The 12751-nt window shown below is 71.4% G+C and carries 15 protein-coding genes; 13 read left to right on the top strand and 2 right to left on the bottom strand.

The window, feature by feature from the left end; translation table 11 throughout:
- Nucleotides 1-84: 84 nt before the first annotated feature.
- Nucleotides 85-786, top strand: a complete 702-nt coding sequence (locus C1J00_RS26245; RefSeq protein WP_102911510.1) for a DUF4191 domain-containing protein — start codon at nt 85-87, stop codon at nt 784-786.
- Between the two features lie 77 nt (nt 787-863).
- On the opposite strand, the gene C1J00_RS26240 is transcribed toward C1J00_RS26245, so the two are convergent.
- Entirely contained in the window at nt 864-1331 is a 468-nt protein-coding gene (locus tag C1J00_RS26240; RefSeq protein ID WP_102911509.1) for an RDD family protein, read from the bottom strand.
- 210 nt (nt 1332-1541) lie between these two features.
- Here C1J00_RS26240 and glnA point away from each other — a divergent pair, with 210 nt between their 5' ends.
- The 6 genes from glnA to C1J00_RS26210 all read left to right on the top strand — a co-directional run bounded on the left by glnA (nt 1542) and on the right by C1J00_RS26210 (nt 7026).
- Nucleotides 1542-2951, top strand: a complete 1410-nt coding sequence (gene glnA / locus C1J00_RS26235) for a type I glutamate--ammonia ligase (protein ID WP_102911508.1) — start codon at nt 1542-1544, stop codon at nt 2949-2951.
- A gap of 110 nt (nt 2952-3061) precedes the next feature.
- On the top strand, nt 3062-3328 hold the full coding sequence (locus C1J00_RS26230; protein WP_102911507.1) for an SCO2583/SCO2584 N-terminal domain-containing protein: 267 nt from the start codon (nt 3062-3064) through the stop codon (nt 3326-3328).
- Nucleotides 3329-3355: 27 nt separating this feature from the next.
- Entirely contained in the window at nt 3356-3727 is a 372-nt protein-coding gene (locus tag C1J00_RS26225; protein ID WP_102911506.1) for a cupin domain-containing protein, read from the top strand.
- A gap of 98 nt (nt 3728-3825) precedes the next feature.
- Nucleotides 3826-4743 (top strand): zinc metalloprotease HtpX, encoded by a 918-nt coding sequence (htpX, locus tag C1J00_RS26220; RefSeq protein WP_102911511.1) that lies wholly within the window; start codon nt 3826-3828, stop codon nt 4741-4743.
- A 7-nt stretch (nt 4744-4750) separates the two neighbouring features.
- Complete coding sequence (pspAB, locus tag C1J00_RS26215) at nt 4751-5335, top strand: PspA-associated protein PspAB (protein ID WP_102911505.1); 585 nt, start codon at nt 4751-4753, stop codon at nt 5333-5335.
- A 65-nt stretch (nt 5336-5400) separates the two neighbouring features.
- Nucleotides 5401-7026 (top strand): alpha/beta fold hydrolase, encoded by a 1626-nt coding sequence (locus C1J00_RS26210; RefSeq protein WP_102911504.1) that lies wholly within the window; start codon nt 5401-5403, stop codon nt 7024-7026.
- Nucleotides 7027-7513: 487 nt separating this feature from the next.
- Here C1J00_RS26210 and C1J00_RS26205 read toward each other — a convergent pair whose 3' ends face one another.
- A complete protein-coding gene (locus tag C1J00_RS26205) occupies nt 7514-7828 on the bottom strand; it encodes a hypothetical protein (RefSeq protein ID WP_033312582.1) in 315 nt (104 codons plus the stop codon).
- A 228-nt stretch (nt 7829-8056) separates the two neighbouring features.
- Here C1J00_RS26205 and C1J00_RS26200 point away from each other — a divergent pair, with 228 nt between their 5' ends.
- From C1J00_RS26200 to C1J00_RS26180, 6 genes are all read left to right on the top strand, one after another.
- Nucleotides 8057-8416 carry an arsenate reductase family protein gene (locus C1J00_RS26200; RefSeq protein WP_102911503.1) on the top strand — a complete coding sequence of 120 codons (360 nt, stop codon included), beginning with the start codon at nt 8057-8059 and terminating at the stop codon, nt 8414-8416.
- A 127-nt stretch (nt 8417-8543) separates the two neighbouring features.
- Nucleotides 8544-9236 (top strand): SCO2207 family protein, encoded by a 693-nt coding sequence (locus C1J00_RS26195; RefSeq protein WP_102911502.1) that lies wholly within the window; start codon nt 8544-8546, stop codon nt 9234-9236.
- A 345-nt stretch (nt 9237-9581) separates the two neighbouring features.
- Nucleotides 9582-10613 (top strand): glutamine synthetase, encoded by a 1032-nt coding sequence (gene glnII / locus C1J00_RS26190; RefSeq protein ID WP_102911501.1) that lies wholly within the window; start codon nt 9582-9584, stop codon nt 10611-10613.
- Nucleotides 10614-10786: 173 nt separating this feature from the next.
- Nucleotides 10787-10909: a hypothetical protein gene (locus C1J00_RS47695; RefSeq protein ID WP_281262772.1), complete on the top strand. Its 123-nt coding sequence runs from the start codon at nt 10787-10789 to the stop codon at nt 10907-10909.
- Between the two features lie 119 nt (nt 10910-11028).
- Nucleotides 11029-11616, top strand: coding sequence for a winged helix-turn-helix domain-containing protein (locus C1J00_RS26185; protein WP_102911500.1), 588 nt, complete (start codon nt 11029-11031; stop codon nt 11614-11616).
- A gap of 84 nt (nt 11617-11700) precedes the next feature.
- The gene (locus C1J00_RS26180) at nt 11701-12711 is read left to right on the top strand and encodes an NAD-dependent epimerase/dehydratase family protein (RefSeq protein WP_180989709.1); all 1011 of its coding nucleotides are present in this window, start codon (nt 11701-11703) and stop codon (nt 12709-12711) included.
- Nucleotides 12712-12751: the final 40 nt, after the last annotated feature.

The following is a 12751-nucleotide window of genomic DNA, read 5'->3' as shown; positions in this document are numbered from 1 at the left end:
CGTCCCAGACCCCCGGCCCTCCCCCAGGGGCCCAGGCGGGCACTGCCGTCGTCGGCGCTTGTGGGGGCACGTAGACTGCGGGGCATGGCGAGGAAGGAACCTGCAGCGGACGCTGCGAACCCCGGGCGACTGAAGCAGATCGCTCTGACCTACAAGATGACCCGCAAGGCCGACAAGAAGATCGGCCTTGTACTCGCGGCAGTCGGAATCGTCACCTTCGGTGTCTTCCTCGCGATCGGCTTCCTGATCGGTCACCCCATCTATCTCGGCATCCTGGGCCTCCTGCTCGCCTTCCTCGCGTCGGCGATCGTGTTCGGGCGCCGGGCCGAGCGGGCCGCCTTCGGGCAGATGGAGGGACAGCCCGGCGCCGCGGCGGCGGTGCTCGACAACATCGGCCGAGGCTGGACGACGACCCCCGCGGTGGCGATGAACCGCAACCAGGACGTGGTGCACCGCGCGGTCGGCAAGGCCGGCGTCGTGCTGATCGCCGAGGGCAACCCGAACCGGGTGAAGACCCTGCTGGCCGCCGAGAAGCGGAAGATGAACCGCATCGTCGCGGACGTCCCCGTGCACGACCTGGTCGTGGGCACGGGCGAGGGCCAGGTCGAGCTGAAGAAGCTGCGGACGACCATGCTGAAGCTCCCGCGCGTACTGACCGGCCCGCAGGTCACGGCCACCAACGACCGGCTGCGCGCCCTCGGTGACCTGATGAGCAACATGCCGCTGCCGAAGGGGCCGATGCCGAAGGGCATGCGGCTGCCGAAGGGCGGGCCGAAGACTCGCTGACACCCCGCACACGACATGAACGAGGGGCGCCCGGATCACCCGGGCGCCCCTCGTTCATGTCTTCGTGCCGGTCCGGGTCAGATGCGGACCTCGACCGTGCCGGCCAGCCGGTCGTGCAGGCCGCGGCCGTCGCGGTCCCAGATCAGGGCGGGGATCGCGAGGAAGAGCAGGACGGTGCGCAGCGCGCCGCGCCACGGGCTGACCCGGCCGGTGTCCAGGGCGAGCACCCGCAGGCCGAGCAGGCGCTTGCCCGGGGTGAAGCCGACCGTACCGACCGTGAGGACCATCAGCCCGAACATGATGAGCGGCGCCCAGATCTGGGCCGCCTCGTTGTAGCTCTGCGTGATGAGACCGTATGCGATCAGGAGGCACAGGCCCCAGTCGACCGCGAGGGCGCCGAGCCGGCGGCCCGGGCGGGCGATCGAGCCGGGTCCCTCCTCGGGCAGACCGAGCTGCTCGCCCCGGTATCCGAAGTCGACACCGGCCTCTTCCGCGGCCGCGCGGGGCCCGGAAAGCCACGATCCGAGTGCTTGCCTGTTGTCCACCCGTCCACGGTACTGCGCCCGTAAATGACCAGGGCACGGCGGGGTGTGTCCGGGCTACGGTGGTGGGTGAGCCGGTTAACTTGTGCGAAACAAATGAGTCACGCCCGAGAAACCACGCGTCCCTAGGGTCGAGGTCAGCGTGTGCCACCCGCACTGGCCGCACGAACGAACTACCACCCCGGCGGGACGGTCGGGAGTAGGAGGAGCTGGATGTTCCAGAACGCCGACGAGGCCAAGAAGTACATCGCGGACGAGGATGTCAAGTTCGTAGACGTCCGGTTCTGCGACCTCCCGGGCGTGATGCAGCACTTCACGGTGCCTGCGGAGGCGTTCGACGCTGACGAGGAGCTGGCCTTCGACGGCTCCTCGATCCGGGGCTTCCAGGCCATTCACGAGTCCGACATGGCGCTGCGCGCGGACCTCTCGACCGCCCGGGTCGACCCGTTCCGCCGTGACAAGACGCTGAACATCAACTTCTTCATCCACGACCCGATCACGGGCGAGCAGTACTCCCGCGACCCGCGCAACGTGGCGAAGAAGGCCGAGGCCTACCTCGCGTCGACCGGCATCGCCGACACGGCGTACTTCGGTCCCGAGGCGGAGTTCTACGTCTTCGACTCCGTCCGCTTCGCGACCAGCGCGAACGAGTCCTTCTACCACATCGACTCCGAGGCCGGCGCCTGGAACACCGGCGCCCTGGAGGACAACCGTGGTTACAAGGTCCGCTACAAGGGCGGCTACTTCCCGGTCCCGCCGGTCGACCACTTCGCCGACCTGCGCGCCGAGATCTCCCTGGAGCTGAACCGCGCCGGCCTGCAGGTCGAGCGCCAGCACCACGAGGTGGGCACCGCCGGCCAGGCCGAGATCAACTACAAGTTCAACACGCTGCTCGCCGCCGCCGACGACCTCCAGCTCTTCAAGTACATCGTGAAGAACGTGGCGTGGAAGAACGGCAAGACCGCGACCTTCATGCCGAAGCCGATCTTCGGTGACAACGGCTCGGGCATGCACGTCCACCAGTCCCTGTGGACGGGCGGCTCCCCGCTCTTCTACGACGAGGCCGGTTACGCGGGCCTGTCGGACACCGCCCGCTACTACATCGGCGGCATCCTCAAGCACGCCCCGTCGCTGCTGGCCTTCACCAACCCGACGGTGAACTCGTACCACCGCCTGGTGCCGGGCTTCGAGGCGCCGGTGAACCTGGTGTACTCGCAGCGCAACCGCTCCGCCGCGATGCGTATCCCGATCACGGGCTCGAACCCGAAGGCCAAGCGCGTCGAGTTCCGCGCGCCCGACGCCTCCGGCAACCCGTACCTGGCCTTCTCGGCGCTGCTGCTGGCCGGCCTGGACGGCATCAAGAACAAGATCGAGCCGGCCGAGCCGATCGACAAGGACCTGTACGAGCTGGCTCCCGAGGAGCACGCGAACGTCGCCCAGGTCCCGACCTCCCTCGGCGCGGTCCTGGACCGCCTGGAGGCCGACCACGAGTTCCTGCTCCAGGGCGACGTGTTCACCCCGGACCTGATCGAGACGTGGATCGACTTCAAGCGCGCCAACGAGATCGCGCCGCTGCAGCTGCGTCCGCACCCGCACGAGTTCGAGCTGTACTTCGACGTGTGATCGACGCCTGATCCAGGCATTGACGCCCGCGCCCCCGCTGCTGTTCCGGCAGCGGGGGCGCGGGCGTTTGTTCTATTCTTGGGTCAGGACCACACGGGGGTGGAGCAGACATGCCGGAGCACGAACAGGGCGACCAGCAGCGGGAGTTCGACCTCAGATGGGCGGACGGAGCCGAGCACAAGGAGCCCTCGGCCCGGGCCCGTATGCTCGCCTCCCGCTGGAAGCACAACCCACCCGGGCCCGTGCCGTTCCGGGCCGGCCCGGAGCACGTCGGCTCCCGCCGCCGCTCCTCGTGGATCTCGACCGCGGTGGTGCTGGGCTGCGTGGCGGCGGTGATCGTACTGCTCGGGTACATCAACTTCCGCGCTCCCTACTAGGGCCGGCGGCTGCTAGCGTCCGGCGCCGTGGACGACAGCGTGTATGTGGGCAACGCGGGCCAGGACGCCGCTCTGGACCGGGGGTGGCTCCTCGGGCACTTCAAGGACGCCGGGGATCCGCGCCACAGCGGGGCGGTGGAGATCAAGTGGGGTGTGCACCCGCGCGGCGACGAGCGCTCGCGGTGGGTGCGGGGTGAGGAACGGACAGCGCTCCTGGTCCTGGTCAGCGGGCGTTTCCGGGTCGCACTGCCCGGGCGCAGCGTGCTGCTGGAGCGGCAGGGGGACTACGTCGTGTGGGGGCGTGGCGTCGATCACTCGTGGCGTGCGGAGGAGGAGTCGGTCGTGCTGACGGTGCGGTGGCCGTCGGTGCCCGGCTACGCGGTGACCGCCGACGGCTGACGGCCTTTGCCGGCCCCGGGGGTGATCACGACCCGTTCATGGGGAGCACCGGGTGCACACTGGCGGTGGGACGAGTGCGTGACTGCGGGGTGATGCAGATGCACAGCCGCTTCCAGAGCGATCGGCGACTGACCACCCGAATGGGGATCACGCTGTTCCTGCTCGGATTGTTGTACGTGGGGTTCGTCGCAGCGTTGATCGTGCTGCTGAGATCGTGGGTGCTGGTCGTGGTGATCGCGGCGGCGCTGCTCGGCGCTCAGTACTGGTTCTCCGACCGGATCGCGCTGTACGCCATGCGCGGGCGGGTCGTGCGGCGGGAGGAGTATCCCGAGCTGTACGCGGTGATCGACCGGCTGTGCGCGCTGGCCGACATGCCGGGGCCGGTGGTCGCCGTGTCGGAGATGGACATGCCGAACGCGTTCGCGACGGGGCGGAATCCCGATCACGCGGTGGTGTGTGTGACGACCGGGCTGCTGCGGCGGCTGGAGCCGGCCGAGCTGGAGGGCGTGCTCGCGCACGAGCTGTCGCACGTGGCGCACAAGGACGTCGCCGTGATCACCGTCGCGTCGTTCCTCGGGGTGATCGCGGGGCTGATCGTGCGGTTCGCCTTCTACTCGCAGCTGTTCGGCGGGGGCCGGCGGGACCAGAACACGGCTGCGGTCTTCGCCGCCGTGATGGGTGTCTCGGCGGCCGTCTACGCGATCAGCTTCCTGCTGATCCGGGCCCTGTCCCGGTACCGGGAACTGGCCGCGGACCGAGCCGCCGCGCTGCTCACCGGCCGGCCCTCGGCGCTGGCCTCCGCGCTCACCAAGGTCTCCGGCGACATCGCCCGCATCCCGGCCAGGGATCTGCGCACGGCCCAGGCCTTCAACGCCTTCTACTTCACGCCGGCGCTGGGCCGCGAGCCCGGCATCGCACGGCTCTTCTCGACCCACCCGAGCCTGGAGCAGCGGCTCGACCAGCTGGGCCGGATCTCCGCCGAGCTGGGCGGGCCGACGGCGCCCGGAGGGAGGTGACCGACGCATGGGGCTGCTGGACATCCTGCTCGGCCGGACGAAACCGGTCGGGGCGGATCTCGACCGGCTCTTCGCGCTGCCCTCGGCGGCCGTGACGCTGGAGGCCGCCACGGGCTTCACGCCGACCGGGCACGGCGCGGTGTGCTTCGCCACCGTCGAGGGCGCGGCCTTCGAGCAGTCCCACCGGGAGGTGCAGGACCTGCTGGACGCCGACACCGACCGCGATGGCCCGCCGGTGGAGCTGCGGCGGGACGACTACGGCTACACCTGGCTCGTCTCGCGCCGCTCCCCCGACCGGCTCCCCGCGCTCGTGAACGACCTGCACGCCGTGAACAGCCAGCTGGAGGCCAACGGGTTCGGACCCCAACTGCTGTGCAGCCTGGCGGGTTTCGAGGATCCATCCGGTCGGCGGCTCGCACTGGTCTACCTCTACAAGCGCGGCACGTTCTACCCCTTCGCGCCCCTGCCGGACGGCACGCAGCGGCGCGACCACCCGCTCGAACTCCAGGTGCGAGCCGCGCTCTCCGGTGATCTGCGCCTGGAGCCGGACCTGAGCCGCTGGTTCCCGGTGTGGGGGGCGCCAGGGCTGTGAGCGCCCTCGTGGGCCAGGGCTTTGAACGCCCTTCATGGGTCCGGGCCGCGTGAGTGAATGGCCGTATGAGTGAGCTGATCCCTTTCACCCACGTCGTCGGCGGCGAACAGCTCAGCGGGCTGGTCACCGGCGGCGGCGGTGAGCCGGCCCGGGCCACGGTCGTCCTGCTGCACGGCGCGGGCAACGGAAACAAGGCGCGGCTGATGCCGCTGCTGGCGGAGTTCGCCGGGCACGGCTGTCACGCCCTCGCCTTCGACTTCTCGGGGCACGGGGAGAGCACCGGCCTGCTGCGGGAGCTGAGCCTGAGCCGCCGCTTCGAACAGGCCGTCTCCGTCATCGACGCCCACGCGCGCGTGGACGCGCCGCTGGTGCTGGCCGGGTTCAGCATGAGCGGCCAGACGGTCGCGGATCTCGTACGGCACTACGGGGAGCGGGTGGCGGCCCTGGGGCTGTGCGCGCCGGCGGTGTACGCGGCCGAGGCGTGGGACGTGCCGTTCGGCACGGGTGGCGGGCGGTTCAGCGAGATCATCCGCACGCCCGGGAGCTGGCACGCCGCCCCCGCGCTCGACGTCCTGCGTGCTTTCGAGGGACGGGCGGTGCTCGTGACGCCGGGCACGGACGAGGTCATCCCGCCCGCCGTGACGGAGGCGTTCTCCGAGGCGCTGGCCCGTCGCTCCCAGTTCACCCACCGGGAACTCCCGGACTCGGGGCACCGGTTGGGTTTGTGGTTCCGTGATCACCCCGACGACCGGAGGGAGTTCGTCACCGCCGTCCTGACCGGACTCGGCGAACAGGGCTGGACGGCGACCCGCGCATGGGTGGCCAAGCAGCTCCCGGAGGGCCGGACGATCGAGAAGTCGGCCTTTCTGACCGGTGGCTGGAGCGCCCAGATGCGGCGGCTCACCCTCGACGACGGCACCGAGCTGGCGCTGCGGACCTTCGTGAAGCCCTTCTTCCGGCGGCACGCGCCCGGGCTGCTGGCCCGCGAGGCCGAGATCCTCACACTGCTGGCGGAGCAGGAGGAGGTACCGGCCGCCGAGCTGATCGGTGTCGACGCGACCGGCGAGCACTGCGACCATCCGTCCCTGCTGATGCCCGTGCTGCCGGGGCGGGTCCGGGTCGACGAGGAGGAACTCGGCCCGCGGCTGGACCTGCTGGCGGGTCAGCTGGCCCGCATCCACCGGATCGTTCCCCGGGAGCGTCCGCGTGCGTACCAGGCGTGGACCTCTCCGGCGGCGGTCCCTACGGGGTGGGAGCGGGCCGTGGACGTCATCCGCCGCGATCCGCCGCCGTATGACGGCTGCTTCCTGCACCGGGACTTCCACCCGGGGAACGTCCTGTTCACGGGTTCGGGGGCCAACCTCCGGGTCAGTGGTGTCGTCGAGTGGGTGGAGACCTCGTGGGGGCCTGCCGACCTGGACGTCGCCCACTGTTCCACCGCTCTGGCGCTGCTGCACGGACCCGAGTACGGCCTCGGTTTCCGGGAGCGCTACGAGGCCCGGGGCGGGCGGCGCCTGGCCGACGGCGCGGAGCATCTGTACTGGCGGCTGCTCGACGCCCTGGCCTACGTGCCCGCCGCGGCGAAGCTGGCGGGACCCTGGCGGGAGCTGGGCCGGACCGATCTGACGCCGCGGGTGCTGGGCGAGCGCCTGGAGGCGTATGTGGAGGGGCTGATGGAGCGGTACGCCTGAGGCGGCGGGCCGGTCGGGGCCCGCGCTTCCGCACGCCGCTGGAGAAGGAGCTGACGCAGGGCTGAGGGGCGGCGGCCCGCCCGAGCACCGGTCGGCCGGCCGACGTCCGGGACGGGCGGCGGGCCTCCCCCGCCCGGGCACGATCACGTGCGGCCCGTGCGAGCCGGTGGTCATCAGCGCCGAGGGCAGGTCGAGCTCGTCGAGCAGCTCCCCTGACCGGGCCCCGCGGGCCTCCCGCACGTGACCAACTCCAGGACTTCTTCCCGCGCCTCCCGCACGTGACGCACGCCAGGGCTTCCTGCCGTGCGTTCGGTCCGCATCCCGGGCCAGGGCCTCCCGCCGCGCCTCCCGCCCCTCACGCACGCGGGGGCTTGCCGCCTCCTCCGGTGACGTACCCCCTGCTCGCGCCGCCTCGGCGGGCCGGGCGGCATGAACGAGCACCGGACGCCCCGTCGTTCGGGGCGCCCGGCGCTCGAAGCGGAGCGGCTCAGCGGGCGTACCGCATGAACGCCCGCACCATGTGGCACGTCGTGTCCGACGGCGGGTGGACTCCGATCTGCTCCGCCGTGTCGCGGATCGTCTCGTTGCGGGCCTGGTTCGGCATGTAGACGCCCGAGTCGAGCAGGGCGATGGCGAGGCGCATCGCCTTGAGGCGGCGGTTGTGCGTCACGTACCACTGGCGGGGCCGGCCCGGCGGCAGCGGTCGCTTCTCCACGGGCGCGTACGGCAGGTCGAGCAGGACGGGACGCTTCGCGGTGGACTGGGTGGGCAACGGCTTCGACTTCAGGGCGGCAGCGGGCACAGGCATCCTCCTGTCGCGGTCGGGCGGCTCACCGAAGACGTCGGCATCCCCGGCGCCACCCTCGAACACTGCTTACAGTCTACCGCCCGGCACTGACAACGGGGAGTTCACAAGGAGCCACAAACCCCCAGGTGAGGAAGGGAATTGGCGTCGCGTCACAGCAGGTCCGGGAGGTACGGGTGAGGCATCAGGAAATCGAACAAGACGGTCGGCGCGTACCGTGTGCTCATGGAGATCTGGATCAACCCCGCGTGTTCGAAGTGCCGCAGCGCCCTGACGCTGCTCGACGCCGAGGGTGCCGAATACACCGTCCGCCGCTACCTGGAGGACGTGCCGAGCGAGGACGAGATCCGGGGGGTGCTCGACCGCCTCGGTCTCGAACCCTGGGACATCACCCGTACCCAGGAGGCCGACGCCAAGGACCTCGGCCTCAAGGAGTGGCCGCGGGACGCCGGTTCGCGCGACCGCTGGATCACGGCGCTCGCGGAGCACCCGAAGCTGATCCAGCGCCCGATCATCACCGCGGACGACGGAACGGCGGTGGTCGGCCGCACCGACGAGGCCGTACGGGACGCCCTGTCGCGCTGACGCACCGGCGAGCCGCCGACCCGCCTGTGGCACAGGTCACTTCGGTGACTCCTGTAACCGCTGAGTAACCTCGTTCGGTATCTCGTACATAGCGGCGTACGCTCCCCTACCTCTTCAGGAGGCGCGCATGTCGCGTAGGAGAACTCTCGGCACGAAGAAGAAGATCGCGCTGCTGGTGAGCGCGGCGACCGTGGCGGGGGGCGGGGCCTTCGCCATGGCGAGCACGTCGAACGCCGCGCCGACCCCCAAGTCGGCGTCGGAGTCGACGGTCTGCCTGGGTCTCGCCACCGCCCTCGGCAACAACCAGAAGTTCATCGCCGACCAGCGGGCCGACCCGGACGCGCAGTCCGAGGCGCGGATCGCCAACCGCGAGGCGGTCGTCGCGGAGATCAAGCGGAAGCAGGAGGCGTCGGGATGCGCCGTCGGGGAGTCGGCTCAGGACTCCCAGACCGCACAGCCGTCGCAGCCCGCCCAGTCGGCACAGCCCTCGGACCCGGCAGCCCCGGCGCAGCCCTCGCAGCCGGCCGGGTCCGCCCCCGCGGAAGACACCGGCGGCGGTGCCGCCGCCTCCGGGCAGCAGGTGTGCAACGGCTCCACTGTCACGCTCTCCGGCGAGGGCGGTGCGCCTGCCGCGTCCAGCAACCAGTTCCCGGCCGGCACGAAGCTGAAGGTCACCAACCTGGACAACGACAAGTCCACGACGGTGGAGGTCACTTCGGTCTCCGGCAGCTGTGCGCTGCTCAACAACGCGGCCTTCGAACAGGTCCGTGAGCCCGGCAAGTTCCTGATCCGCCGGGCCCTGATCGAGAAGGTGGGGTGACGCCGTACGACCCAGTGAACCGATGAGGCGGCGGCCACCCCCTCGGCCGCCCACCTCGTACGTGTCACCGGTCCTGCTGCCCCCGGCCAGGGGCAGCAGGACCGGGCGTGTGCGGGCCGCGCGGCGCCGGGCACCGGCTTGACGGAGGGAAGCCGGTGCCCGGCGCAGAGCGGCCTCTCGCCGTGAAGTACGGCACAGCCTCACCCGGTAACACGGGGTTCACATCCGAGCAATGGCCGGGAAATCGCCTGTTGCCAGGCTGCCGGGCAGCAGACGCGGCGCCCCAGTGCCGCAGCGCCGCAAGCACCCGCGATACGCGCCCGGACACACCCGAGGATGAGGCCCGTGACCTTCAAGGCTGAGTACATCTGGATCGACGGCACCGAGCCGACGGCCAAACTGCGTTCCAAGACGAAGATCATGCCGGGCTCCCCCGCCGGTCTGGACGCGCTGCCGATCTGGGGCTTCGACGGGTCCTCCACCAACCAGGCCGAGGGCCACGCCTCGGACTGCGTCCTCAACCCGGTCTTCACCTGCCCGGACCCGATCCGCGGCGGCGACGACATCTTGGTGCTGTGCGAGGTCCTGAACATCGACCTCACCCCGCACGCCACCAACACCCGTGCGGCGCTGGCCGAGGTCGAGGAGAGGTTCGCGGCGCAGGAGCCGATCTTCGGCATCGAGCAGGAGTACACGTTCTTCAAGGACGGCTACCCGCTCGGCTTCCCCAAGGGTGGCTTCCCCGCCCCACAGGGCGGCTACTACTGCGGTGTCGGCGCGGACGAGATCTTCGGCCGTGACGTCGTCGAGGCGCACCTGGACAACTGCCTGAAGGCCGGCCTCGCCATCTCCGGCATCAACGCCGAGGTCATGCCCGGCCAGTGGGAGTTCCAGGTCGGTCCGGTCGCCCCGCTGGAGGTCTCCGACCACCTGTGGGTGGCCCGCTGGCTGCTCTACCGCACCGCCGAGGACTTCGACGTCGCCGCCACCCTCGACCCCAAGCCGGTCAAGGGCGACTGGAACGGCGCCGGCGCGCACACCAACTTCTCCACCAAGGCGATGCGCGAGGGCTACGACGCGATCATCACCGCGGCCGAGTCGCTCGGCGAGGGCTCCAAGCCGCTCGACCACGTCAAGAACTACGGCGCCGGCATCGACGACCGCCTCACCGGCCTGCACGAGACCGCCCCGTGGAACGAGTACTCCTACGGCGTCTCCAACCGCGGTGCCTCGGTCCGTATCCCGTGGCAGGTGGAGAAGGACGGCAAGGGCTACATCGAGGACCGCCGCCCGAACGCCAACGTCGACCCGTACGTGGTGACGCGTCTGCTCGTCGACACCTGCTGCTCGGCGCTGGAGAAGGCCGGCCAGGTCTGATCCGCCCCGCAGGCTCCTGAGGGGGCGCTCACCGTTCGCGGTGGGCGCCCCCTTTCGTCCGCCGCGCCGTCGTTGCTTGGCGCGCAGTTCCTCCCGCCCCTGACGGGCAGGGGGTTGTCCAAGCAGTGAGAGGAGGGTCCCCCAGCGGGGATCAGCTCTGCTTCAATGGAGTCATGACCGGCTACCAGAAGTGCACCGCGACGGGTCGTCATGACCTCGAGCCCTTCTGGCCGTCCCGCCAGGACCACGACTTCGACCGGGTGTGTTGCCGCGCGATGAACGCGCCGGCCCTCTGACGCCGTACACCAGGCCTTCGGCCGGCGCGAACCGCGTACGTCTCCCTCGGCGAGCCCGACCACGAATCGCGGCCGTCGACCTCCCCGACGAACTCCTCGCGCGAAAGAGCTGACCTCTCATGGCGACCTCTCGTTCCCTGTCCACCGCCGCCCAACTCGACATCCCCGCGCCGCACGGCTCCCGGCACCGGCTGCGTGCCGTCGACCGGGACGAGGTGGTGACGGTCGCGGACCTGCTGCCGGGTGCCACCTGGCTGCCGGCGCCCCCGCACGCCCTGCCGACGCTGCCGGGGCAGCCGCCGATGGTCGGTTACCTGGTGCTCGTCCCGGCCGACCAGCAGCCGCCGTTCCCGGTGGCGGTGCCCGGCCTGCCGCAGGTCGCCGGGCCGGTGCCCGCTGCCGAGCCGGGCGGCGAGCCGCTGATCCGCCTCGACACCGCGCAGCGCACCGCCCGGGTGGCCGGGCGGCCCCTCGACCTCACGTACCTGGAGTTCGAGCTGCTGGCGCACCTGGTGGCGCACCCGGGCCGGGTGCACACCCGCGACCAGCTGGTCGGCACGGTGTGGGGCTACGGGCACGTGGGTGACGGCCGCACGGTCGACGTCCACGTCGCCCGCCTGCGCCGCAAGCTGGGCGTGGAGCACCGCGACACGATCCGGACGGTGCGCCGCGTCGGCTACACGTACGTGCCGCCGACGGGACACTGACGCCCCCGGGCGACCGGGGGTGCACCGTCTGCTGACAGCAGATCCCCGTTCCGCCCCCTCGCCCGACCGGGCAGAGTCACCGGCATGAGGCTTCTGATGCTGGGTGGCACGGAGTTCGTGGGGCGGGCCGTCGTGGAGGCGGCGCTGGGCCGGGGCTGGGAGGTGACCGTCTTCCACCGGGGGCGGCACGAGGCCCCGCCGGGCGCGCGGTCGCTGCTCGGTGACCGCACCGTGCCCGGCGGTCTCTCCGCCCTGGCGGACGACCCGGGTGAGTGGGACGTCGTCGTCGACACGTGGTCGGCGGCGCCGAGCGCGGTGTGGGACACGGCGCGGCTGCTGCGGGGCCGCGCCGGCCGGTACGTGTACGTGTCGAGCTGCTCGGTGTACGCGTGGGCGCCGCCCGCCGGGTACACCGAGGACGCGCCCGTGGTGGAGGGGGCGTCGGCCGACGCGGAGCAGACCGACTACGCCCGGGACAAGCGGGGCGGCGAGCTGGCCGCCGTCGCGTCCTTCGGCGCGGACCGTTCGCTGCTGGTCCGGGCCGGGCTGATCCTCGGTCCGTACGAGAACGTCGGCCGCCTCCCGTGGTGGCTGACCCGGATGTCCCGCGGTGGGCCGGTCCTGGCGCCGGGACCGCGGGACCTCCCCCTGCAGTACGTCGACGTCCGGGACCTGTCGGAGTGGATCCTCGGCGCGGCGAAGCAGAAGCTGAGCGGGCCGTACACCCTGGTGAGCCCGCAGGGGCACGCCACGATGGGGACGTTCCTCGAGGCGTGCGCGCGGGTCACGGGCGGTGCGGCCGAGCTCCGCTGGACCGAGCCCGGGGTGATCCTGGAGGCGGGCATCGAGCCGTGGACGCAATTGCCGGTGTGGGTGCCGCCGGGCAGCGACCTGCACGACGCCCTGCACAGCGCGGACGTCTCCCGGGCGGTCGGGGCCGGCCTGGTCTGCCGGCCCGTCGAGGAGACCGTGGCGGACACCTGGAACTGGCTGGGCGGCATCGGCGGTGTCGCGCCGCAGCGCCCGGACCGGACGAGCAAGGGCCTCGACCCGGGGGTGGAGGCGAAGGTGCTCGCGGTGGGAACCGGCGCGTGAACCTCCGCACGCCGCCCCCCGCTGTCCCTTATACACATCT

Source organism: Streptomyces cahuitamycinicus (assembly GCF_002891435.1).
Taxonomy (GTDB): Bacteria; Actinomycetota; Actinomycetes; order Streptomycetales; family Streptomycetaceae; genus Streptomyces; species Streptomyces cahuitamycinicus.
The sequence above is the reverse complement of the archived record's forward strand: the minus strand, read 5'-3'. Positions and strand labels throughout refer to the sequence as shown.